Origin of the sequence: Yinghuangia aomiensis (assembly GCF_039542225.1) — a bacterium.
Taxonomy (GTDB): Bacteria; Actinomycetota; Actinomycetes; order Streptomycetales; family Streptomycetaceae; genus Yinghuangia; species Yinghuangia aomiensis.
This window is the reverse complement of the sequence record NZ_BAABHS010000019.1, coordinates 60,767-83,559: the sequence shown is the minus strand read 5'-3', so window position 1 is coordinate 83,559 and position 22,793 is coordinate 60,767. Positions and strand designations below refer to the sequence as shown.

22 protein-coding genes are annotated in these 22,793 nt (G+C 72.3%); 16 read left to right on the top strand and 6 right to left on the bottom strand.

Annotated features, from left to right (window positions below; all coding sequences use genetic code 11):
- Window positions 1–73 precede the first annotated feature (73 nt).
- The gene (locus ABEA93_RS25480; protein ID WP_345678095.1) at window positions 74–517 is read left to right on the top strand and encodes an RrF2 family transcriptional regulator; all 444 of its coding nucleotides are present in this window, start codon (window positions 74–76) and stop codon (window positions 515–517) included.
- Window positions 518–591: 74 nt separating this feature from the next.
- Window positions 592–1,782 carry a globin domain-containing protein gene (locus ABEA93_RS25475; protein ID WP_345678172.1) on the top strand — a complete coding sequence of 397 codons (1,191 nt, stop codon included), beginning with the start codon at window positions 592–594 and terminating at the stop codon, window positions 1,780–1,782.
- Between the two features lie 538 nt (window positions 1,783–2,320).
- On the opposite strand, the gene ABEA93_RS25470 is transcribed toward ABEA93_RS25475, so the two are convergent.
- Window positions 2,321–2,758, bottom strand: a complete 438-nt coding sequence (locus tag ABEA93_RS25470) for a hypothetical protein (protein ID WP_345678094.1) — start codon at window positions 2,756–2,758, stop codon at window positions 2,321–2,323.
- A 245-nt stretch (window positions 2,759–3,003) separates the two neighbouring features.
- Between ABEA93_RS25470 and ABEA93_RS25465 the strand changes: the two genes are divergently transcribed.
- Entirely contained in the window at window positions 3,004–3,891 is an 888-nt protein-coding gene (locus ABEA93_RS25465) for a TIGR03854 family LLM class F420-dependent oxidoreductase (RefSeq protein WP_345678093.1), read from the top strand.
- Window positions 3,892–4,071: 180 nt separating this feature from the next.
- Complete coding sequence (locus ABEA93_RS25460; protein WP_345678092.1) at window positions 4,072–4,785, top strand: L,D-transpeptidase; 714 nt, start codon at window positions 4,072–4,074, stop codon at window positions 4,783–4,785.
- 72 nt (window positions 4,786–4,857) lie between these two features.
- On the opposite strand, the gene ABEA93_RS25455 is transcribed toward ABEA93_RS25460, so the two are convergent.
- On the bottom strand, window positions 4,858–5,778 hold the full coding sequence (locus ABEA93_RS25455) for a TIGR03619 family F420-dependent LLM class oxidoreductase (RefSeq protein WP_345678091.1): 921 nt from the start codon (window positions 5,776–5,778) through the stop codon (window positions 4,858–4,860).
- 97 nt (window positions 5,779–5,875) lie between these two features.
- A complete protein-coding gene (locus ABEA93_RS25450) occupies window positions 5,876–6,745 on the bottom strand; it encodes an SDR family NAD(P)-dependent oxidoreductase (RefSeq protein ID WP_345678090.1) in 870 nt (289 codons plus the stop codon).
- A 118-nt stretch (window positions 6,746–6,863) separates the two neighbouring features.
- Between ABEA93_RS25450 and ABEA93_RS25445 the strand changes: the two genes are divergently transcribed.
- Together ABEA93_RS25445 and ABEA93_RS25440 are read left to right on the top strand one after the other, a co-directional pair.
- Window positions 6,864–7,340, top strand: a complete 477-nt coding sequence (locus tag ABEA93_RS25445) for a MarR family winged helix-turn-helix transcriptional regulator (RefSeq protein ID WP_345678089.1) — start codon at window positions 6,864–6,866, stop codon at window positions 7,338–7,340.
- Window positions 7,341–7,472: 132 nt separating this feature from the next.
- On the top strand, window positions 7,473–8,453 hold the full coding sequence (locus ABEA93_RS25440) for an LLM class flavin-dependent oxidoreductase (protein ID WP_345678088.1): 981 nt from the start codon (window positions 7,473–7,475) through the stop codon (window positions 8,451–8,453).
- 62 nt (window positions 8,454–8,515) lie between these two features.
- On the opposite strand, the gene ABEA93_RS25435 is transcribed toward ABEA93_RS25440, so the two are convergent.
- A complete protein-coding gene (locus ABEA93_RS25435; RefSeq protein WP_345678087.1) occupies window positions 8,516–9,250 on the bottom strand; it encodes a hypothetical protein in 735 nt (244 codons plus the stop codon).
- 110 nt (window positions 9,251–9,360) lie between these two features.
- Here ABEA93_RS25435 and ABEA93_RS25430 point away from each other — a divergent pair, with 110 nt between their 5' ends.
- Window positions 9,361–10,251, top strand: coding sequence for an alanyl-tRNA editing protein (locus tag ABEA93_RS25430; protein WP_345678086.1), 891 nt, complete (start codon window positions 9,361–9,363; stop codon window positions 10,249–10,251).
- A gap of 31 nt (window positions 10,252–10,282) precedes the next feature.
- A complete protein-coding gene (locus ABEA93_RS25425; protein ID WP_345678085.1) occupies window positions 10,283–11,227 on the top strand; it encodes a YncE family protein in 945 nt (314 codons plus the stop codon).
- Window positions 11,228–11,240: 13 nt separating this feature from the next.
- Here the strand turns inward: ABEA93_RS25425 and ABEA93_RS25420 are convergent, their stop codons facing one another.
- Both ABEA93_RS25420 and ABEA93_RS25415 read right to left on the bottom strand, forming a co-directional pair.
- Window positions 11,241–12,491 (bottom strand): C40 family peptidase, encoded by a 1,251-nt coding sequence (locus tag ABEA93_RS25420; RefSeq protein ID WP_345678084.1) that lies wholly within the window; start codon window positions 12,489–12,491, stop codon window positions 11,241–11,243.
- A gap of 219 nt (window positions 12,492–12,710) precedes the next feature.
- A complete protein-coding gene (locus ABEA93_RS25415) occupies window positions 12,711–13,202 on the bottom strand; it encodes an inorganic diphosphatase (protein WP_345678083.1) in 492 nt (163 codons plus the stop codon).
- 312 nt (window positions 13,203–13,514) lie between these two features.
- On the opposite strand from ABEA93_RS25415, the gene dacB reads away from it, so the two are divergent.
- The 8 genes from dacB (at window position 13,515) to ABEA93_RS25375 (ending at window position 22,779) form a co-directional block, all read left to right on the top strand.
- Window positions 13,515–14,981: a D-alanyl-D-alanine carboxypeptidase/D-alanyl-D-alanine endopeptidase gene (gene dacB / locus ABEA93_RS25410; protein WP_345678082.1), complete on the top strand. Its 1,467-nt coding sequence runs from the start codon at window positions 13,515–13,517 to the stop codon at window positions 14,979–14,981.
- A 210-nt stretch (window positions 14,982–15,191) separates the two neighbouring features.
- Window positions 15,192–16,325 carry a zinc-dependent metalloprotease gene (locus ABEA93_RS25405; protein ID WP_345678081.1) on the top strand — a complete coding sequence of 378 codons (1,134 nt, stop codon included), beginning with the start codon at window positions 15,192–15,194 and terminating at the stop codon, window positions 16,323–16,325.
- A gap of 293 nt (window positions 16,326–16,618) precedes the next feature.
- Window positions 16,619–17,596, top strand: coding sequence for a tRNA lysidine(34) synthetase TilS (tilS, locus tag ABEA93_RS25400; protein ID WP_345678080.1), 978 nt, complete (start codon window positions 16,619–16,621; stop codon window positions 17,594–17,596).
- A gap of 78 nt (window positions 17,597–17,674) precedes the next feature.
- A complete protein-coding gene (gene hpt, locus ABEA93_RS25395; RefSeq protein WP_345678079.1) occupies window positions 17,675–18,241 on the top strand; it encodes a hypoxanthine phosphoribosyltransferase in 567 nt (188 codons plus the stop codon).
- 332 nt (window positions 18,242–18,573) lie between these two features.
- The gene (ftsH, locus tag ABEA93_RS25390) at window positions 18,574–20,640 is read left to right on the top strand and encodes an ATP-dependent zinc metalloprotease FtsH (protein ID WP_345678078.1); all 2,067 of its coding nucleotides are present in this window, start codon (window positions 18,574–18,576) and stop codon (window positions 20,638–20,640) included.
- Between the two features lie 2 nt (window positions 20,641–20,642).
- On the top strand, window positions 20,643–21,251 hold the full coding sequence (gene folE, locus ABEA93_RS25385; protein ID WP_345678077.1) for a GTP cyclohydrolase I FolE: 609 nt from the start codon (window positions 20,643–20,645) through the stop codon (window positions 21,249–21,251).
- Between the two features lie 263 nt (window positions 21,252–21,514).
- Window positions 21,515–22,315, top strand: coding sequence for a dihydropteroate synthase (gene folP / locus ABEA93_RS25380; RefSeq protein ID WP_345678171.1), 801 nt, complete (start codon window positions 21,515–21,517; stop codon window positions 22,313–22,315).
- Window positions 22,312–22,779, top strand: coding sequence for a nuclear transport factor 2 family protein (locus ABEA93_RS25375; RefSeq protein ID WP_345678076.1), 468 nt, complete (start codon window positions 22,312–22,314; stop codon window positions 22,777–22,779). Before folP ends, ABEA93_RS25375 begins: the two co-directional genes overlap by 4 nt.
- Window positions 22,780–22,793 lie beyond the last annotated feature (14 nt).

The window sequence follows — 22,793 nt, the reverse complement described above, 5'->3', positions numbered from 1 at the left end:
CCGTCGGGCGCGGGACCGGCCGGCCCACCCCCTGAATTCGAGTCCCCGATGCCGATTTGCTAGCGTCCGGGACATGCGGCTGACGAAGTTCACCGACCTGGCGCTGCGTGCCGTGATGCGCCTGGCGGTCTCCTCGAACGACCCCGCGATCACCACGCGCGAGGTCGCCGAAGCCGTGGAAGTGCCGTACACGCATATGGCGAAGGCGGTGGCCCGGCTGCGCGAGCTGGGTGTCGTCGACGCGCGCCGCGGCCGCGGCGGCGGTCTGGAACTGACCGCTTTCGGCCGGGGCGCCTCGGTGGGCTGGCTGGTCCGCGAGCTGGAGGGAGACGGCGAAGTGGTCGCCTGCGCGGGCGATCCGCCGTGTCCGCTGCGGGCCGCATGCCGGCTGCGCGGGGCGCTGCGTACGGCACAGGAGGCGTTCTATGCGTCTCTGGACCGGCTGACCGTCGGCGATCTCGCCGCCGGGCCCGCCGGGCCGGTGCTGGTCGGGCTTTCCGGCCGGCCGTCCGACTGATCCGCTTGCCCTCGGAGGGCGGGGCAAGACCGGGTCAAAACTTGAAGATCGTTTACCGATTAAGAGGAGTCCTCGTGCTGTCCGAGCAGTCCATACCGGTCGTCCGCGCCACCCTTCCGGCGGTCGGCGCCGCCCTCGGCGAGATCACCCCGCGGTTCTACGCGCGGATGTTCGCCGCCCACCCCGAGCTGCTGCGCGACCTGTTCAACCGCGGCAACCAGGCCAACGGCGAGCAGCAGCAGGCGCTGGCCGGGTCGATCGCGGCGTTCGCCACCCTGCTGGTCGAGCGCCCGGAGGCCCGCCCCGACGCGATGCTGGCGCGCATCGCGCACAAACACGCCGCGCTGGGCGTGACCGCCGCGCAGTACAAGATCGTCCACGAGCACCTGTTCGCGGCGATCGTCGAGGTGCTCGGCGACGCGGTCACCCCGGAGGTGGCCGCCGCGTGGGACGAGGTGTACTGGCTGATGGCGAACGCGCTCATCGCGCTCGAAGCCGGCCTGTACCGCGACGCCGGACGGCCCGACGGCGACGTCTGGCAGCGCATGGAGATCACCGGCCGCACCGAGGAGACCGCCGACACGGTGTCGTTCCGGCTGCGTCCCGCCGGCGGCGGCCCGGCAGGCACCTTCCGGCCCGGCCAGTACGTCAGCGTCCAGGTGGAACTCCCGGACGGTGCCCGGCAGATCCGCCAGTACAGCCTGTCCGCCGCGCCCGGCGCCGACGACTGGCGCATCACCGTCAAGCGCGTGCACGGCGCCGGGCCCGACGGCGAGGTCTCCACGTGGCTGCACCGCAATGCGCGGGTCGGCGACGTCCTGACCGTCTCCGCCCCGTTCGGCGACCTCGTGCTGCCCGAAGGCGACGGCCCGCTGCTGCTCGCGTCCGCGGGCATCGGCATCACCCCGATGCTGGCGATCCTCGACGGCCTCGCGGCCGACGACGCGAAGCGCCCGGTGGCCGTCGTGCACGCCGACCGCAGCCCGGCCGACCACGCGCACGCCGCCGAACAGCGCGACCGCGTCGCCGCCTGCGCCGCCGCCGACCTGAGCGTCTGGTACGAGGAGAACGCCGCGGACACCGGCGCCAACAGCGGCACGATCGACGTCGGCACCCTCGACGTCAGGCCCGGCACCACCGTGTTCCTGTGCGGCCCGCTGCCGTTCATGCGCGCCGTCCGCGGCGGCCTCCTGCGCCGCGGCGTGCCCGCCGAAGCGATCCACTACGAGGTCTTCGGCCCCGACCTGTGGCTCGGCCAGGAGTAAGCACTCCCGGAAACCCTGGGAAACTCCCGGACATGCCCGCCGCCCGCCGCGGACTCCGCGGCGGGCGGCGGGCGGCGGGCATGCCCCGGACGACCCGGTCGGCCGAGTCGGCAGGTCGGCAGGGGCGGCCGATTCAGCCGCGCGCCGGCTCCCGCTCGTGCTGCTCGCGCTGTTCGCCCCGCACCTCGGGCAGCACCAGCTTCTGCCCCTCCATGTCCACATGCGGGACCACGTGGCCCAGCCGCTTCGGGAACCACCATGCGGACTTACTTGTACCGGTCGGTCGGCGAGCAGTTGACCGCGGAGTTCATCGCCCACGTGCGGAACTCGGCGCCCGAGTCGGGCACCTTCGACGCCCGCCGCGGACATCGCGGCTTACTTCGTCGCCGGGTTCGACGGGCTCACCAGCCGCAACCTGATCCTCGCCGACGAGGCCCACGCCGAGATGGGCCTGGAACTCCTGGTCACGACCACGTTGGAGCTGTGCCGCCGCACCGGCGGCTGACCCGCGGGCGGGTCGACGGCCGAGAGCGGGCGATCAGGCGGCGCGCAGGCCGCGGCGGTGCTTCGCGGGGCGGCGCAGGCGGTGCCGGTGCGGCGCGGTGCGGACGGGCGGCGGGACCGGTTTCAGGGGGATCGGCGGCGTGCGGTCCGCGTCGGGGCGCTCGGCCGCGGCGGCGATCGGGGTGACGGTGGCGGCTGCCGGCCCCGTGGGCAGGGTGGGCGCGGCAGGAGCTTCGGCGGAGGCTTCGGCGGCGGGGGCGGTATCGGCGGGCGTGCCCGTCGTCTTCGCTTCGGGTTCGGCACCCGGGAGGCTCCGCGGGAGCCCCGGCCCCAGCATGCGTTCCTCGAACCAAGCGAGGCCGGGCAGGAGGCCGAACAGCGCTATGGGGGCCAGGAGGGCGAAGACGAGGTACATGTGCGCCGCCTGAGGGTCGAGAATGAAGGCCGCAGGACGAAATCCGGCACGTGTCACGTGCCGACGGTGACGTCCGGTGACGCAGCCTCGGAGCCAAGCCGTACTTCTCAGCCGTTACTTCTCACGACTAACCGCGCGGGACTACGCCAAACGTGTCGATTGGGCAACGATCCTTCGCGGATAGCGCTCATGTGCGATCTGTTTCGATCGTAAGTGGGCGGGCGGAAAGCCGCCTGCCGAGCGGCTCCCGAGGTCCCGAACATGGGTTGACGCACCGTCAGTTCCGGGGTGACGGTGGTCCGGTGAAGATTCGGGTGGGTATTGGTGCCGGTCCTCGCGGGGACGGCGACGGTCTGACGTTCGGCGGGCTCGTCGACCGTGCGGAGAAGCTCGGCGTGGACTCGCTGTGGCTGCCCGACGCGGTGACGGCGGACCTGCCCGATCCGCACGTCGGGATGGCGTTCGCGGCGGGCCGCACCACGCGGCTCAAGCTCGGCACGGGCGTCTCGGTGCTGCCCGGGCGCAACCCGGTGGCGGTGGCGAAGGAGCTGGCGACGCTGGCCGACCTCGCGCCCGGGCGGATCCTGCCGGCCTTCGGCGTCCAGCACGCGCGGGCATTCGAGCGGCAGCTGTTCCCGGTGCCCGGCCGCCGCGGCGCCGTCTTCGACGAGGCGCTGGCGCTCCTCCGGCTCCTGCTGGACCGGGAAAACGTCACCTACGCGGGCGAGTTCTACCAATGCGAGGGCATCACGATCCGCCCGCGCCCGGCCCGGAAGCTGGACCTGTGGCTGGGCGGCAGCGGCCCTGCCGCGCTGCGCCGGATCGGGCGCCTCGCGGACGGCTGGCTGGCCGCCGCCGTGACCCCCGGCGAAGCGGCCCGCGGCCGGCGGACGATCGAGGCGGCCGCGGCGGAAGCCGGGCGGGTGGTCGAGGACGACCACTTCGGGCTCAGCCTGCCGGTGGCGTTCGGCGACTATCCGGCCGAGCTGCTGCGGGCCCTGCGGGAACGGCAGCCGGATGCCGACCCGGCCGATCTGGTGCCGGTCGGGTGGGAGGCCGCGCGCCGCATCGTCCGCGCGTGCATCGACGGCGGTATCAGCAAGTTCGTGATCCGGCCCGCCACCGCCCCGGCGTCGTGGGCGGACTTCGTGGACGAGTTCGCGCAGGAGATGATGCCGCTCGAAACGTGAGGGTCGGCGGCAGCCGTACGCGCTGCGCCGGAAACGGCCGCTCCCGCCCGGACACGGCGATGACATTTCGGTGACACACCTGAGACCTGCCGGAGTGCAACCCCAATCGGGTCCGATCGCGTCAATCGGGCAGAACGTACTCGGGGTCGGTCGTGCTGGGCACAGAAGGGCTGGCAGGAATTGAAGAAGTCGCGCATACGCATATCCGTCACCGCGGCGGCGGTGGCCGTCGTGTTGGCCGCGTCGGCCTGCTCGTCCGGTTCGGACGGGAAGCCCGCCGCCGCGTCCGCCAAGCCCGTCGCGGCCACCACCGCGGCGCCGTCCGACCCGTCGTCGGCCCCCGCCACCACGGCCGCGCCGACCCCGACGGACCTGCCGACCACGGCCGCTCCCAGTGCGACGCCCAGCCAGTCGTCGGCCGCGAAGTCGGCCTCGGCCAAGCCGTCGACGTCCAAGCCGACCAGCGCGAAGCCGTCGACCAGCAAGCCCGCGACCAAGCCGCCCGCCAAGCCGGCCGGCAACCTCGACCCGCGCTGCATGACCGGCCGGGCGATGTGCGTGGACAAGACCACGCGCAAGCTGACCTGGGTCGTCGACGGCGTCCCGCAGTACTCGTTCGAGGTGCGCTTCGGCTCGGCCGAACTGCCGACCCGTGAGGGCGCGTTCTCGGTCTTCCAGAAGTCCCGCGACCACGTGTCGACTCTTTACCACACGTCCATGCCGTTCGCGATGTTCTTCAGCGGCGGCCAGGCCGTGCACTACTCGCCGGACTTCGCCAAGAACGGCTACAACGGCGCGTCGCACGGCTGCGTCAACGTCCGCAACAAGGCGCTCATCACGCAGCTGTTCGACACGGTGCGCATCGGCGACAAGGTGATCGTGTACCGGTCGTAGCGGCGGCCGCACACGACGAAGGGCGGCACCCCGGCCGGGGTGCCGCCCTTTCGCGCGCTGGGTGAGGTTGCGTCAGCTGCCGACGACCGTGTCGAAGGCGCGGCGGGCCGCGGCGAAGAACGCCGGGGCGTCCTTCGCGTTCGAGCAGAACGCCTGGATCGGCAGCTGCACCGTGGTGGCGCCGGCTTCGATCACCGCGGGGGCGTTCTCCATCGTGCGGGCGAGGTCGAACGCGCCGTCGTCGCCCTTCGTCATCGGGATCGGGCCCTGGACGCGCAGCGCCGCCGGGTCGCGGCCCGCGTCGGCGAGCGCCTGGCGGATCGTCGTGACGTCGCGTGCCATGTCGGGGGTCGACAGGCCCATGATCGGGATCCAGCCGTCGCCGGACTCCACGATGCGCTGGAGGTTGCGCTTGTTGAGCGAGCCGCCGATCCACAGCGGGACGCCGCCCTGCTGCACGGGACGCGGCATCAGGTAGGTGTCGGTGAAGTTGACCGTCTCGGACGTGAACGCGGCCGGGGTCTGCGTCCACAGGGCCTTGCACGCCGCGAGCGTGTCGGTCAGCAGCTGGCCGCGCTGGTTCCAGTCGAGGCCGGCCGCGTCGTACTCCTCGCGCTGCCAGCCGCAGGCGACGCCGAGTTCGAGGCGCCCGTTGCTGATCTGGTCGAGGGTGGCGGCCTGCTTGGCGAGCAGGGTGGCGCCGCGCAGCGGGGCGATGAGGATGCCGGTGGCGAGCTTGACGCGCTCGGTGACCGCGGCCATCGCGGCGAGCAGCGTGAGCGGCTCGGCCCACGGCGCCTCCGGCGGGGTGGGGAAACGGCCCCAGACGTACTTGTCGGTGTGCGGGCCCATGACGACGTGGTCGACGAGGACGACGCGGTCGATGCCCGCGTCTTCCGCGGCGCGCGCCACGTCGACGAAGCCGCGCCAGTCGTCGCCGGGCCAGGGGCCGAAGTTGGGCAGGCCGATCGAGAGCTGGACGTCCTGGGTCATGGTGTTCTCCGTCGTGGGGAGTCGGGGCGGGTCCGGCGGTGTAGCCGGGCCGCGGGTCGGGCGGTGCGGGCGCGGGTGGGGTCCACGCCCGCGGGGGTTACTCCGGGATGCGTCCGGCCAGGGCGGCGTCCACCACCGCGTCGCCGACCGTGCGGCGGGCGAGCTTTTCGAACGAGGGCGCGGCGCGCAGTTCGTTGCCGCCGTCGACCGCGATGCTCTGGCCGGTGGTCCACGACGCCTCGGGTCCGGCGAGGTAGCGCACCGCGCCCGCGATGTCGTCGGGGACGCCGGTGCGGCCGAGCGGCTTGTTGGCGAGGTAGGCCGCGATGAGTTCGTCGTCCTTGAAGATCCGCGCATCCTCCTGGGACTTGACCAGGCCGGGGCGGACGGCGTTGACGCGCACGCCGAGCGGCGCCAGTTCGTCGGCGGCGCAGCGGACCAAGGCTTCGAGGCCGGCCTTGCCGGAGGCGTAGCCGGACAGATACGGCCAGGAGAGCTTGGCCGCGTTCGTGGAGATCATGACGATCGAGCCGCCGCCGTTGGCCGCCATCGGCGGGGTGGCGTACTTGATCGCCAGGAAGCCGCTGATCACGTTGCGGCGCAGGTCTTCCGCGAACTGCTCCTCGTCCAGGGCGAGGAGCGGCGAGACCTTCCCGCCGCCGACGGTGGCGACGCAGATGTCGAGGCGGCCGCCCGGGTGCACGGCGGCGTCGACGGCGGCTTGGACGCCTTCCGCGGTGCAGCCGTCGGCCGCGACGTAGCGGACCTCGGCGCCTTCCGGGGCGAGCGGGCGCAGGCGTTCGGCGGTCGCGGCGAGTTCGGATTCCCGGCGGGCGCTGAGCGTGACCGAGCAGCCGTCGCGCAGCAGGCGCGCGGCGCTCGCCGAACCGATGCCGCCGCTGCCGCCGATGACCAGCGCCATGCGGCCGGCCAGGGGGAGTGCGGACGGGGTGGGGGTGTCGGGCATCGCGGGGTGCCTTTCTTGCGCGACCGAAGACTTCTGACGGATAGTCAGATCGACGGATCCGTTATACCGCAAAATATTCGAGCAATAATCATTCGTGCTCGAACGATAGGGTGAGACCATGGACACGCGGGACCGCGGCCGCCGGACGGCCGTATCGGGGGGCTCGGCGGAAGGTGCGCTGCCCGGGTTGACGCCGCTGCTGTACGAGGCGACCGCGCGGCTCGACGCGCATTTCGCGGCCTGCGCGACCGCCGTCGGCCTGACCGCCGCGCAGGCCAACGCGGTGTACGAGCTGGCCGACCCGGTCGGCATGCGCGAACTGGGCCGCCGCATGTGCTGCGAGCCGCCCAACGTCACGTTCGTCGTGGACCGGCTCGAAGAACGCGGCCTCGTCGTGCGCGGCCCCCTGCCCGGCGACCGCCGCGCCAAGCAGGTCGCGCTCACCGCCGACGGCCTGGGCCTGCGTGCCGAGCTGCTCGCCAAGCTCGCCGAGGACCCGCCGCTGCGCGGCCTCGGCGACGCCGACCGGCGCACGCTCCGCACTCTGCTGGCCCGTGCCCTGGCCGAATCCGATCCCGCACCGACGGACGCCTAGGACACGGCCTGGCGGGCCGAAAGATGGATTGTGTCCTGGACCTGGTTCTCTACGCCGCGCGACACTAACCTGACGCTCCATCAGGCACGGGGCGCACCGCGGGCAGCGGGCGTCGGATCCAGGAGATACCGCATGGCTGTGTTCGCGCTTCGCTTCGACTTCCGCAACCCGTCCTTCGCGGGCACCACGATGGGCGAGCGGTACGCGGCCGCGCTGGACATGGTCACCTGGGCCGAAGAGCGCGGCTTCATGATGGCCGTGCTGTCCGAGCACCACGGCTCCGAGGACGGTTACCTGCCGCGCCCGCTGCCGATGGCCGCGGCGATCGCGTCCCGCACCAAGAACATGATGATCAACATCGCGGCGATACCCGCCCCGCTGCACGACCCGCTGCACATGGCCGAGGAACTCGCGGTCGTCGACCTGATCAGCCAGGGCCGGGTCAGCGTGGTGCTCGCCAACGGGTACAACGAGCCCGAGTTCGACATGTTCGACCGCTCGCTGCGCGACCGCGCGAAGCTGACCACCGAGATGGTGCACACGCTGCGCGCGGCGTGGACCGGCGAGCCGTTCGAGTTCCGCGGCCGCACCGTGCGGGTCACCCCGGCGCCGTTCCAGGCGGGCGGCCCGGCGATCGTGCTCGGCGGCAGCGTGGAGGCCGCCGCCCGGCGCGCGGCGCGGATCGCCGACGGCTTCATGCCGTCCAACCCGGGCCTGTGGGAGTTCTACCGGGACGAGAAGATCAAGCTCGGCCAGGAGGACCCGGGCCCGTACTTCGGCGGTGACACCGGCTTCCTGCACCTGTCGAAGGACCCCGAGGCGGACTGGGAGCGGATCGCCCCGCACGCGATGCACGAGGTCAACGAGTACGGCGCGATGATGGCGGCGGCCGGCACCTCCGGTATCGGCGGCTACGAGACCGTCGACAGCGTCGAGAAGCTCAAGGCCACCGGCCAGTACCGGGTCATCACGCCGGAGCAGTACGTCGACGAGCTGAAGGCCATGGGCGACGCCGCGTTCGGCATGTTCCACCCGATGATGGGCGGCATCCCGCCGCAGCTCGCCTGGGAGAGCCTGCGCCTCCTGGAGACGGACGTCCTCCCGCACCTCTGACCGGTTCGCCGGTCGACCGGCATCCCGCCCCCGGCTGCGCCCGCGCCGGGGGCGGCGCCGTCTCACCGGCTCGGCGCGCCGCCGAGCAGGTCCTTGAACCGGTCCCAGTGCGTCCGCCGGCCCGGCGGGAAACGCCGCAGCGACCGCTGCCGCTTGCGCGAGCCCTCCGGGTAGCGCCAGCGCGCCCACGGCGAGTCCGGCTTGGCGATCCGCACCGCGGCGATCCACGCCACCGTCGGGACGAAGATCCCGATCAGGCCGGTCGCCACCTTCCCCTTGAAGATCGCCGCGAACGAGAACGCCAGGTCGACCACCACCACCGCGAAGATCGCCGGCTTGCTGTCCCCGCTGCCGATGTCGAACGGGTTGGCACCGAACAGCAGCAGGATGCCGATCGCCGCCGCGATGAGGACCGCGTCCACCGACTTGCGGCCGTTCGCCGACCAGTACACGTCGTCGAGGTGGAACCACAGCGCGAACTCGTCCAGCGTGAGCGCGGCACCGGCGCCGAAGACCGCCGCCAGGATGTCGCGCGCCAGCGTGTCCGGCTCGTACGCGAACTGCGCGGCACCGGAGACCAGCATGAGGAAGATGCCGTAGACCTGGTGGTGCACGTGCAGGCCGCCCGGCAGCTTCATGTCCCGGAAGGGGCCCTTGCCCGCGCGGATCATGCGCGTGACGAAACGCGTGGCCAGGAAGGTCAGGACGAAGGACGCGAGCATCCAGCCGACGCCCCGCTTCACTTCGTCGGGATCGCCCTGCGCCGCCATCCCGGCGGCCAACTCGTACACGTGCATGCTCGCCTTGTCCGAACTTTCCGATTCCCTGTGCTTCAGTACATGATCGAGCCTCCGGCCGCCGACCCGGTCGGGCGCACCGGTCGCACACAGCACGAAGGAGTGCCGGCATGCCCCTCCCCACCACCTCGACGATCGTCGGCTACCCGGCGGGCGACGTGGCCGGAAAATCCCCGGTGCTCGCCGTCCGGGTGCTGCCGGACGGCCGCTGGGCCGTGGTGGTCGCGGAGACCCCGTTCCACCCGCTCGACCACACCTGGCCCGACCAGCCCGCGGACACCGGCACGCTCACCGTCGCCGGGCACGAACTGCCCGTCGTCGACTGCCAGACCGGCGGCGTCGGCCCGGACGGCGCGTTCGCCGTCGCGGCCGGCATCCCGGTCCGCCGCGGCGACGAGGCGTGGGCGTGGCTCGTGCTGCACATCGTCGACGCGGTCGACGGGCTCGCGCCCGAGGCACTCGTCGGCGAGGAGGCCGTGCTCGCCGTCGACGCGGACCGCCGCGCCGGACTGAGCGCCGCGCACACCGCCTGCCACCTGATGGCGTTCGCCCTCAACGAGGCCCTCGCGGCGCGCTGGCGCAAACCGGGTGTGCGTACCGACGCCCTCGGCCGCCCCGACTTCGACAACCTCGCGATGGACGCGTCGCGCATCCTCGACCGGGCCAGCCGCGACGACTACCGGATCGGCAAGTCGCTGCGCAAAAAGGGCTTCACCCCCGACGACTTGGCCGCCGACCTCCCGGCGATCCGGGACCGGGTCAACGCCACCCTCGCCGGCTGGCTCGCGACCGGCGCGCCGGTGCGGATCGAGGTGCCGGACCCCGCACTCACCGCGCGGCGTGTCTGGCACTGTGCACTTCCCGAAGGGGACGCGCACATTGCGTGCGGCGGCAGCCACGTCCGCAGCCTGGCCGAACTCGCTTCGGTATCCGTGGAGTTGGACCTGTCCGAGGACGGCACCGAGTTCGCCGTGCGGACCGCGGTCGTACCGGCGGGCTGAAGCCCGGGCCCGGCGGCGGTACCGTCTGCGCATGCGTCCTCACCTCGTCGCGCAGACCTCGCTGCCGCCCCTGTGGAGTCTCGACCGGGTCCCCGGCGCGTCCGTATGGCTGGCGCACACCGAGGAAGGCGAACTGCTCGTCCTCGACGACAAGCTGACGGTCCTCCGCACCGTGGCGCTCCCGCAGGAGTGGAAGGGCGGCCACGCGGTCGCCCCGGACCTGTCGTTCGTCGCCGCGTCCGGACCCGACCGGGTCAGCGTGCTCGACATGACGGGCCGCCAGGTGTGGTCGCACCCGCACGCCGACTGGGTGTTCGAGGAGTCCGGCTCCTGCGTCGTGACGACCGACGCGCGCGGCGTTTGGGCGGTCGCCCGGACCGAGGACGGCGACGCGTGCATGCTGTTCGACGCGCAGGACGGGTCGGTGCGGCGCACCGCGCTGCTGCCGTCCGAGACCGTCGGCTCCGAGCTGCTGCCGCACCCCGACGGCATCCACGTCGGCGTTGCCGCCGGGCACGGCGACGACGCCTACCGGATCTTCCTGGTCGCGTCCGACGGGACCGGCCCGGCGGCGGAGGTGCCGCCGGGGGACACCCGGATCCTCATCGACATCCAGCCTGGCTCGGGGCTCATGCTGACCACGCCGTACGGCGAAGGCCCGATAGCGCTGCTGCGCTCGCCCGACGGCGGGATAGTGGCCGCCCGCCAGCCGGCGCAGCTGTTTTCCGGCCAGGACGAGCAGTTCGACTTCTACGCGGGCTTCCTCGGCCCCGACCGGGTGCTCGCCGCGTCGTCGGCCCAGCGGCACGTGGTGTTCTCGGTGCCGGACCTGCGGCCGACAGCCGAGATCGAGTACCCGGACGACGACGAGCGCGCGTGGCTGATCGTGCGGCACGACGGCACGTGGGTGACGGCGGACCCGGACACCGGCCGCGTGCAGCTGTGGCGGCTCGGCGGGGGACTGCTCGGCGGGTAGCGCGTTCGGGTGCCTACGGACGGGCGTAAAAGTCCGGGGTGCCCATGGAGAAGAGACTGCTGATCTTGACCACGTCGCCGGTGCGCGGCGCGTGGATCATCTTGCCGTCGCCGAGGTACATCGCGACGTGGTGGATGTCGCGGGCCTTGGGGGTCTCCGTCCAGAACACCAGGTCGCCGGGGCGCAGGTCGCGGTAGGCCACCGGGTGGCTTTCGGCGTACTGGGTGGCGGCGAAGTGGGTGAGTTTGACGCCCGCGCGGCGCCAGGCCTGCATGACGAGGCCCGAGCAGTCGAAACCGTCGGGGCCTTCGCCGCCCCACACGTACGGCTTGCCGAGTTGGGCCTTGGCGTAGGCGATCGCCGCCGCGGCACCCTTGGCGGGCGCGGCCCGCTTTTGCGGCGAACCGGCGTCGGGGCGGTCGGCCGGGGCGAGGCGCGACAGGGTTTCGGCGGCTTCGGCGGCTTGGGCGGCGGCTTCGGCTTGGCGCCGGGCCTCGTCCTCCGCGCGCCGCTGGGCCTCGGCGGCCAAGCCGTCCTGGCGTTGGCGTTCCAGCGCGACCGAGCTGTCGCGGGCGGCGGCGAGTTCGACCACGAGCGCCTCGTGGCGGGCGGCGACATCGCGGACCCGGGCCTCCTGTGCGGCGACCGCGGTTGCGGCCGCCCGGCGGCGTTCGGCGGCGTTCTCCTCCGCGTCGCGCGCGGTGCGGGCGGCGGCGTCCGCGGTACGGCGGGCGTCGGCGGCGTTCTTCGCCGCCGCGGCGCCGCGGCGCACGGTGTCCTCGCGCTCGCGCACCACCCGGCGCACGGCTTCGGTGCGCAGCAGGGCGTCCGCGGGAGTCGGCGCGTCGAGGATGGCGCGCAGTTCGCCCAGCCCGGCGGAGCCGCCCTGCCGGTAGGCGTCGGCGGCCACCCGGCCGAGGTCCTCGCGGGCGCGGTCGACGGCGGCCCCGGCGGCGTCCGCGCGGTCCCGGGCCGCGTCGGCCGCGAGCGCGGCACCGCGGGCGCCGACCCGGGCGCCGTTGTACGCCTCGACGGCCAGGCCCGCGTCGGCGGACAGCCGGTCGAGATCCGTGCGGGACCGGTCGAGTTCGGCCTGGATGCGGTCGACCGCGGTGCCCTTCGCCTGCGCGTCGAGCTGCGCGCGGGCGACGTCGGCGGCATCGGGGTACCCGGCGGGATCGTCGCCGCGCGCCGCGGACGTACCGGCGGCAAGCAGCGCGAGAGCCAGAAGGACGGAAGGCGCGAGGGTCCGAGTTCGGGTCACATCCGTCACATTAGGTGCATATTGCAGCAGGATTATCACCTGGCGTGATTTTCCACCGCATGGCCCAGGCGAGGCCGCGTGCTTGCCGGCCCGCCTGCCGGCGCGGCCGGGAGCCGGCCGCGGGCGACCCCGGAAGCGGGCATGCGAAAGGGGCGGCTGCGTGTCGGCAGCCGCCCCTCCGCGGGCGAATCTCCGTCAATTCCGTCCGGAATCCGCAGGTCAGTGGTGACCCGATTCCTTGAGGCGCTTGAACGAGGCCTCGACCTCGGCCTCGGCCTCGGTGCGGCCGACCCAGTCCGCGCCCTCGACCGACTTGCCGGGCTCCAGGTCCTTGTAGACCTCGAAGAAGTGCTGGATCTCCAGGCGGTCGAACTCCGGCACGTGGTGGATGTCGCGGAGGTGCTCCATGCGCGGGTCGGTCGCCGCGACGCACAGGACCTTGTCGTCGCCGCCGGCCTCGTCCGTCATCCGGAACATGCCGATCGCGCGGCAGCGGATCAGCACACCCGGGAACGTCGGCTCCTCGAGCAGCACCAGGGCGTCGAGCGGGTCGCCGTCCTCACCCAGGGTGTCCTCGATGAAGCCGTAGTCGGCCGGGTAGCGCGTCGAGGTGAAAAGCATGCGGTCGAGCCGGATGCGACCGGTCTCGTGGTCCACCTCGTACTTGTTCCGCGAACCCCGAGGGATCTCGATGGTGACGTCGAACTCCAAGGCTCCTCCATCCATTGTTCGGCCGGGATTGTTAGGGTCTGTCCGTGAAGTCCGCGGTGCATCCGGGCGAAATCCCCGGTCTGTCCCGTGGACTTTGCGGCATGCGGACACCCGGCCGCGCAACGCAGCACGGCGCACGGTTCTTCGGTGGGAGCGTCCCGGCACCCCCATGAGGGTGACAGGAGTCCTGCCGGAGTCCCGAACAGAACCTAGTCTGCTGACAGTGTCTCGCATGCCCGTCGGGCGTGCCGAAGTGGATCTGCTGGAAACACCTTCGAGAGGGGTTGGTCACGCGTGCCCAGGGTGAGGACGGTGGCCCTGGCGGCGACCCTTGCGGGGATCCTCGTGGCCCTTCTGGCCGTCTACGCCGCAGGTCCGTGGCGCGACGGCTACCGCGTGGCCGAGCACCACGGCGAACACCGCGGCACCGCCGAGGCGTCCGCGGGAGGTTCCGCGGGCGGCGACTCCGCACCGCAGGGCGGCATCCCGGGTGAGACCCGGATCACACCCGCGCTGCTCGCCCCCGTGGAGGGCAATCCGGCCGGACCGGCGCCCACCGACGCGGGCGTCCAGGCCGCGCTGACGCCCCTGCTGGCCGACCCGATCTTCGGCGGCGCCGGCAAGGTCGCGGTGTCCGTCGTGGACGTCGCATCCGGACGCGTGCTCTACAGCGTCGACGCGGGCCGCGCGGCCACCCCCGCGTCCACCACCAAGATCACCACCGCGGTCGCGGCGCTGGCCTCGCTCGGTGCGGACCACCGGATCACCACCCGCGTGGTGGCCGGTGCCGACCCCGGCACCATCGTCCTGGTCGGCGGCGGCGACCCGACGCTCACCGCGCTGGACGGCAGCCAGTACGCCGGCCAGTACGCGCCCGCCCGGCTCGACCAACTCGCCGCCGCCACCGCCGCGTCGCTGCGCCGCAACGGCGTCACCGGGGTGAAGCTGACCTACGACGTGTCGCTCTACAGCGGCCCGGTGAGCCACCCCATCGGCGCGAACGAGAACATCGCCCCGGTCGTCCCGCTGATGGCGGACGAGGGCCGGGTGACCGCCAAGACCGTCGAGGCCCCGAGCCAGCGGCTCACCGACCCGGCGGGCAGCGCCGCCCAGCAGTTCGCGCAGGCGCTCGCCCAGCAGGGCATCGCGGTCAACGGCAAGCCCGCGGCGGGCCAGGCGCCCGCCGGGGCGGCGGAACTCGGCGCGGTCCAGTCGCCGCCGCTCACGTCGGTCGTCGAGCAGATGCTGACCGCCAGCGACAACGACATCGCCGAGGCGCTGATCCGGCAGATCGCCCTCGCGAAGGGACAGCCGGCGTCGTTCGACGGCGGAACCGCCGCGGTGCGCGAGGTGCTGACCGGCCTCGGTGTCGACCTGGGTGCGATGGACCTCAAGGACGGCAGCGGGCTCAACCGCAACGACCGGCTGCCGCCCGCGGTGCTGACCCGCGTGCTCGCGCTCGCCGCGTCGGCCGACCACCCGACGCTGCGGCCCGCCCTGACCGGCATGCCGATCGCCGGCTTCACCGGCACCCTCCAGGAGCGCTTCGACGAGACCGCGTCCCGCGACGCGGCCGGCCTGGTCCGCGCCAAGACCGGCTCGCTGACCGGCGTGAGCACCCTGGCCGGCATCGTCCGCGACAAGGACGGCCGGCTCCTCGCCTTCGCCTTCCTCGCCGACCGCATCCCGGCCTCCGACAACGCCGAGAACGCCCGCGAACCCCTCGACGCCATGGCGGCCACCTTGGCCGGCTGCGGCTGCGGCACCCCGGGAACCTGAGCCGGGACGCCGGAACCGGGGCGGGGCGCGTCGGTGCCCCGTGGCCCGGTCCGGCCTCCGGTGCCCTCCGCCGCCGCGCCGCGACCCCCTCAATCACCCGCGTCCCCTCCGCCCCACCACGCCCCCCACCTCGCTTTCCGGTGCCCTCTGCCTCGCTCCGCGGGGGAGTTCCGGCAGCGCGGGGCCCGGGATTGCACGTACCGTGGCCGTATGACGAGCGGTGCGGACATGATCGACTGGGAGTTGGCCGTCACGACGGCCACCAAGCTGGTACGCCCGGGGCCGGAGGTGACGCGCGAGGAGGCCCGTGCCGCGGTGGCCGAACTGCGCGCGTACGCCGCCGAATCCGAAGGCCACGTGCGGACCTTCACCGGACTCGACACCCGCGGCAACGACACGCCGGTCCTGATCGTCGACCGGACCGGGTGGGTGCGTGCCAACGTGCAGGGCTTCCGCCACGTGCTGCGGCCGCTGCTCGACAAGGTGAACGACCGCCGCGAGACCATGCCGGGCGGCAACGCGCTGTCCGGCGTCGGCAGCAAGGTCACCGGGATCGAACTCGGAACCCTGCTCTCCTTCCTCTCCGCCCGCGTGCTCGGGCAGTACGAGACCTTCGCGCCGCTCGGCGACGCCGCCCCGCCGGACACCGCCGACGCCGCGCAGCCCGCCGGGCGCCTCCTCCTGGTGGCCCCGAACATCGTCCAGGTCGAACGCGAACTCGACGTGGACCCCCGAGACTTCCGCCTGTGGGTGTGCCTGCACGAGGAGACCCACCGCACCCAGTTCACCGCCGTCCCCTGGCTGCGCGACCACTTGGAGCAGGAAGTCCACGCCTTCCTGACCGAGACCGAGGTCGACCCGGCCGCGATGCTGCGGCGCGTCCGGGAAGCCGCGCAGACGCTGCTGCCCGGCCGCAAGGACGACGAACCTGCGGCGGAGAACTCCTCCCTCGTCGAACTCGTGCAGACGCCCGCGCAGCGGGAGATCCTCCAGCGGATCACCGCCGTCATGTCGCTGCTCGAAGGCCACGCCGACTACGTGATGGACGGCGTCGGCCCGCAGGTCATCCCGACCGTCGGGGAGATCCGCGAGAAGTTCCAGCAGCGCCGGGCACGCGGCACCGGGCGCATGGACCTCGCGCTGCGCAAGCTCCTCGGCATGGACGCCAAGCTCCGCCAGTACCGGGACGGCGAGCGGTTCGTCCGCACCGTCGTCGAGCAGGTCGGCATGGCCGGGTTCAACCGTGTGTGGACGTCGCCGAACACGCTGCCCACGCGCGGCGAGATCGCCGCGCCGCAGACCTGGGTCGACCGCGTGCACGGCACGCGCTCCGGCACGAACTGAGCGCGGGCGCCGGCCGGGGCGCGAAACGGAACGAACAACCGCATACGACGCGATCGCGAACCACTGAGGGTATCCGTCCGACTACTTTCCGGCGCGACACTCCGTGAACCTTCACGCGGGTGGGCCAGTGTGTGCCGTAACTTGGAGGGCAGGCCAGGGTCGGGCCCCGTCTGCCTGCCCCGGGGACGACCTGTGCCGGGCGGGATCCGCGCCGCGCTGCCGCGGGCGGTGCCCGGATGTGCCCGCGGCCCCCTGTGCCGCCCCCACTTCCCGCATGCACCAGGAGGTACAGCGTGGGCCCGCATCCCGCCGTCGCCGCAACCAGGGTCGCCGTCCGCGAGGTGCTCCGCACCCTGCACCCCGGCGACCTCGTCCTGGTCGCCTGCAGCGGAGGCGCCGACTCGATGGCGCTCGCCGCCGCCACCGCTTTCGAAGCGTCGCGCGCCGGCATGCGCGCCGGGGCGATCACCGTCGACCACGGCCTGCAGCCCGGGTCCACCGGGCGCGCCGTCGACCTGGTCGGGCGGCTGCGCGAGTTCGGACTGGACCCGGTGGAGGCGCTCGGCGTGCGGGTCGGCCGCCGCGGCGGTCCCGAGGCGGCCGCGCGCAACGCCCGCTACGAAGCACTCGACCTGGCCTTCGCACGCCACCGCGCCGCCGCGGTGTTCCTCGGCCACACGCTCGACGACCAGGCGGAAACGGTGCTGCTCGGGCTGGCCCGCGGCTCCGGAGCCAGATCGTTGGCCGGCATGCCGGCCGTAATAGGCCACTACCGCCGCCCGTTGCTCAACGTGGCGCGCGACACGACCCGCGCGGCCTGCGTCGCGCAGAACATCGCCACGTGGGACGACCCGCACAACGCGGACCCCGCGTTCACCCGGGCCCGGGTGCGCCACGACGCCCTCCCCGCGTTGGAGAAAGCGCTCGGCCCCGGCATCAGCGAATCCCTCGCCCGCACCGCCCGCCTGTTCCGCGACGACGCCGACGCGCTCGACGCCTGGGCCGACCGGGCCGCCGCCGAGGTCACCAAAGACGGCGGCCTCGAAGTCGCCGCCCTCGCCGAACTCCCCGCCGCCGTCCGCCGCCGCATCCTGCGCCGCACCGCGGTCACCGCCGGTTCGCCTCCCGGCGACCTCTACGCCCGGCACATCGACACCGTCGAACGCCTCGTCACCGCGTGGCACGGCCAGGGCCCCATCAACCTCCCGGGCGGCGTCGAGATACGAAGGCGATGTGGAAAGCTTCTCTTCCACCGGCCCTCGCAGCTTTGAGCCGTTCCCGCGAGACCCCCCGGGAACGGCCTCCGGGGACTGCACAGGACATCTCTGAGATCTGAGAGAAGAGCACTGGTGGACGAGAAAGACATGGGCACCGACCTCGCGCGCGTGCTGGTCACCGAAGACGAGATCAACGCCAAGCTGCGCGAGCTGGCCGAGCAGATCGACCGCGACTACGAAGGCCGCGACGTGCTGCTCGTCGGGGTGCTCAAGGGTGCCGTCATGGTCATGGCGGACCTCGCCCGCGCACTGCACTCCCCGATCACGATGGACTGGATGGCCGTCTCCTCCTACGGCTCGGGCACCAAGTCGTCGGGCGTCGTGCGCATTCTCAAGGACCTCGACACCGACATCGCCGACCGCCACATCCTGGTGGTCGAGGACATCATCGATTCCGGGCTCACTCTTTCGTGGATGCTCGCGAACCTCGCGTCGCGCGGTCCCGCGTCGCTCGAGGTGTGCGCGTTCTTCCGCAAGCCCGAAGCGGCGAAGGTCGACATCCCGGTGAAGTACCTGGGCTTCGACATCCCGAACGAATTCGTCGTCGGTTACGGACTGGACTACGCGGAGCGCTACCGCAACCTGCCGTTCGTCGGCACCCTGGCGGAGCACGTGTACTCCGGCGGCAAGCCGGCCTGACCCCCGTCCGCGCGGTTTCACACCCCCGTCCGCGCGATTTTCCCCGCTTCCGGGTGCGCCTGCCGGGAACAAGGGAATGGTTTCCCCTCGTTGCAAGGAGCGACAAAGGGTTCGTCCGCGCACCGCGGCGCCGTCGGGCGGCTCGCGGCGCGGTGCCGCGGCGACCTCCGGTGTACCTTCGTACGCAGTGAAGCGTCGTTTTTGCGGCCCGGTGGCGGCAGAGCGAGCGGGCGACACCGGACAGGGCAGTGGACAGGCAGTGAGCCTGGAGGCCAGCAGGTCTCCGGGTAAGGAGCTGGCAGGAGGGACGGGGCGGCTTTAGCCCCGCATGAATGGACGTCAAGCGCATTTTCCGCGGGCCGATCATGTGGGTCGTGCTGGCCGTACTTGCTGTCTTCGTCCTGATGCAGCTCGTCGGCGGATCGAGCGGCTACAAGGGTGTCGACACGAGCCAGGTCATCTCGGCCATCGACAAGCAGCAGGTCCAGAGCGCCAAGATCATCGGCGGGAACGACCAGGCCGTCGAGCTGTCCCTGAAGAAGGGGCCCGACGGCAAGCAGATCAAGATCGATGGCAGCAGCAAGATCAAGTCGTCGTACCTGAACGACCAGCAGGGCGCGGCGATCGCCGAAAAGCTGACGAATGCCGCCGCGCAGAACCAGATCCCGGACGGCTACACCGTCAAGATCGGCAAGCAGAGCGCGCTCGTCAGCATCCTCTTCTCGCTTCTCCCGTTCGCCCTGATCGTCATCGTCTTCCTGTTCCTGATGAACCAGATGCAGGGCGGCGGCTCCCGGGTCATGAACTTCGGGAAGTCCAAGGCCAAGCTCATCTCCAAGGACACCCCGAAGACGACCTTCGCCGACGTGGCCGGTGCGGACGAGGCGGTCGAGGAACTCCACGAGATCAAGGAGTTCCTGCAGGAGCCCGCCAAGTTCCAGGCCGTCGGCGCCAAGATCCCCAAGGGCGTGCTGCTGTACGGCCCGCCCGGCACCGGCAAGACGCTGCTCGCCCGCGCCGTCGCGGGTGAGGCCGGCGTGCCGTTCTACTCGATCTCCGGTTCCGACTTCGTCGAGATGTTCGTCGGTGTCGGCGCCTCCCGGGTCCGCGACCTGTTCGAGCAGGCCAAGGCCAACGCCCCCGCCATCGTGTTCGTCGACGAGATCGACGCCGTCGGCCGGCACCGCGGTGCGGGCCTCGGCGGCGGCCACGACGAGCGCGAGCAGACCCTCAACCAGCTCCTCGTCGAGATGGACGGCTTCGACGTCAAGGGCGGCGTGATCCTCATCGCCGCGACGAACCGCCCGGACATCCTCGACCCCGCGCTGCTGCGCCCGGGCCGCTTCGACCGGCAGATCGCCGTCGAGCGCCCCGACCTGGAGGGCCGCCACTCGATCCTCAAGGTGCACGCCAAGGGCAAGCCGGTCACCGAGGACGTCGACCTCAAGGCCGTCGCCAAGCGCACCCCCGGCTTCACCGGCGCGGACCTGTCCAACGTGCTCAACGAGGCCGCGCTGCTCACCGCGCGGTCGAACCAGAAGCTGATCGACAACAAGTCGCTCGACGAGGCCATCGACCGCGTCGTGGCCGGCCCGCAGAAGCGGACCCGGCTGATGAGCGACAAGGAGAAGAAGATCACCGCGTACCACGAGGGCGGCCACGCCCTGGTGGCGCACGCACTGCCGAACACCGACCCGGTGCACAAGATCACCATCCTGTCCCGGGGCCGGGCGCTCGGCTACACGATGGTGCTGCCGGAAGAGGACAAGTACTCCACCACCCGCAACGAGATGCTCGACCAGCTGGCGTACATGCTGGGCGGGCGCGCGGCCGAGGAGCTGGTCTTCCACGACCCGACGACCGGCGCGTCGAACGACATCGAGAAGGCCACTGGTCTGGCCCGCGCGATGGTCACCCAGTACGGCATGACCGAGCGCCTCGGCGCCATCAAGTTCGGCCAGGACGGCTCCGAGCCGTTCCTCGGCCGTGAGATGGCCCACCAGCGGGACTACTCGGAAGAAGTCGCCGCTATCGTCGACGAAGAGGTCAAGAGGTTCATCGAGTCGGCGCACAACGAGGCGTGGGAAATCCTCGTCGAGAACCGCGACGTCCTCGACAACCTGGTCCTCGCCCTGCTGGAGAAGGAGACCCTCGACCGCCACGAGGTCGCGGAGATCTTCGCCCCGGTCGCCAAGCGGCCGGCCCGTCCCGCGTGGACGGGGTCCAGCCGCCGTCAGCCGTCCAGCCGTCCCCCGGTCATGACCCCGAAGGAACTGACCGTCAACGGCAGCAACGGCGCCGGCGCGCTGAACGGCGGCGGGGCCGCGCCGACCGGAACCACCGGCGGCAGCGCGGGTACCACCGTGCCCGACAGCCCGACGGACGCTGCGGAGAACTGAACGTGACGATCGACCCGGTCACCCTGGACGGCACGGGCGCCGTGGGTGAGTTCGACCAGGACCGCGCCGAGCGGGCGATCCGCGAGCTGCTGATCGCGGTCGGGGAGAACCCCGACCGCGACGGCCTCAAGGACACCCCGGCCCGCGTCGCCCGGTCGTACCGCGAGATATTCGCGGGGCTGCACCAGAACCCCACGGATGTCCTCACCACGACGTTCGACCTGGGCCACGACGAGATGGTCCTGGTCAAGGACATCGAGGTGTACAGCTCGTGCGAGCACCACCTGGTGCCGTTCCACGGTGTCGCGCACATCGGCTACATCCCGTCCGAGGACGGCCGGATCACCGGGCTGTCCAAGCTGGCCCGCCTGGTGGACGTGTACGCCAAGCGTCCCCAGGTGCAGGAGCGGCTCACCACCCAGGTGGCCGACGCGCTGGTGAAGATCCTGCAGCCGCGCGGCGTGATCGTGGTGTTCGAGTGCGAGCACATGTGCATGACGATGCGCGGCATCCGCAAGCCGGGCGCGAAGACGGTCACCTCGGCCGTGCGCGGCCAGCTGCTCCAGGCCGCTACCCGGGCCGAGGCGATGAGTCTGATCCTGGGCCGCTGATCCCGCGGCGCGGCCGGATGCGGCCGGATTCTCTTGCCCCATACATGCGTTCGGCCGGTCGTCCCCGGAAGGGGTCGGCCGGCCGTGGCGTTTGTGGGCGTGGCGCGCGGGGCGGCTGGCCGGTGCGGTGCGGCTTTGCCCCTACGCTTGGGGCCATGACAGCGACGACCAGGTCCGAAGGGGGCACCGCCGGCGGGGGGCTCGATCTCGGAGTGAAGCCGCCCAGCGTGCGGGGCCTGCCGGATTTCGGACGGTGCGCGGTCATGGGGGTGGTCAACGTCACCCCTGATTCCTTCTCCGACGGCGGCCTGTGGTTCGACCCGGGCGATGCCATCGCGCGCGGGCTGGCGCTGCTCGACGAGGGCGCCGACCTGGTCGACGTCGGCGGCGAGTCGACGCGGCCCGGCGCGGAGCGCGTGCCGCTCGACGAAGAGCTGCGGCGCGTGGTGCCCGTGGTGCGCGAACTGACGCGTGCGGGTGCGCTGGTGAGCGTCGACACGATGCGCGTCGAGGTGGCGCGCGCCGCGGTCGACGCGGGTGCCGCGGTGGTGAACGACGTGAGCGGCGGCTTGGCCGATCCGGCGATGGCGGCGTTCGCCGCGGCCGCCGGGGTGCCGGTGGTGGTGATGCACTGGCGCGGGCACAGCCGGCGGATGCAGGACAAGGACCTGACCGCGTACGACGACGTGGTCGCCGAGGTCCGTGCCGAACTGGTCGAGCGGATGGACCGGGTGGTCGCGGCGGGTGTCGACCCGGATGCGGTGATCCTGGATCCGGGGCTGGGCTTCTCGAAGACGGCCGAGCACAATTGGTCGCTGCTCGCGCACTTGGACGCGTTGGTGTCGCTGCACAGGCCGCTTCTGGTCGCCGCGTCCCGCAAGGCTTTTCTCGGTCGGCTGCTCGCCGACGACCAGGGGCTGCGTGCACCGCGCGGCCGTGACGACGCGACTGCCGCGGTGACCGCCCTTGCCGCGGCCGCGGGGGCATGGGGGGTCAGAGTGCACGAGGTTCCGGCCTCGCGGGACGCGGTCCGGGTGGCGGCGGCTTGGCAGGCCGCCCGATGACGGGCCCGGAGGACGAATTGCTGTCTCCGGACGCGGTCGAGGTCCGGGACCTCAACCTCGCGCTGTGGACGGCCGTCGAGGAAGGCGACCTCGACCGGCTCGGCGCCATATGGGCGGACGGGCCGGAGGGCGCGGAGATCACCTGCGTGCACCCGGGCTGGCCGGTGCTGCGCGGGCGCGCCGAGGTGCTGCGGTCCTACGCGCTGATCATGGCGAACACCAGCTACGTGCAGTTCTTCCTGACGGACGTGCAGGTCACGCTGGACGGCGACGTGGCGATCCTGTCGTGCACGGCGAGCCTCCTCACCGGCATGGGCGAGGAGGACGGCGGCGACGAGGCGGGCTTCGCGGGCGGCCAGGCAGTGGTCACCAACATCTTCCGGCGCATCCGCGGCGACTGGAAGCTGTGGCTGCACCACGCGTCGCCGGTGCTCGCCGAGGCGGACTCCGAGGACGATCTTTAGTCGCCCGGCGCTTC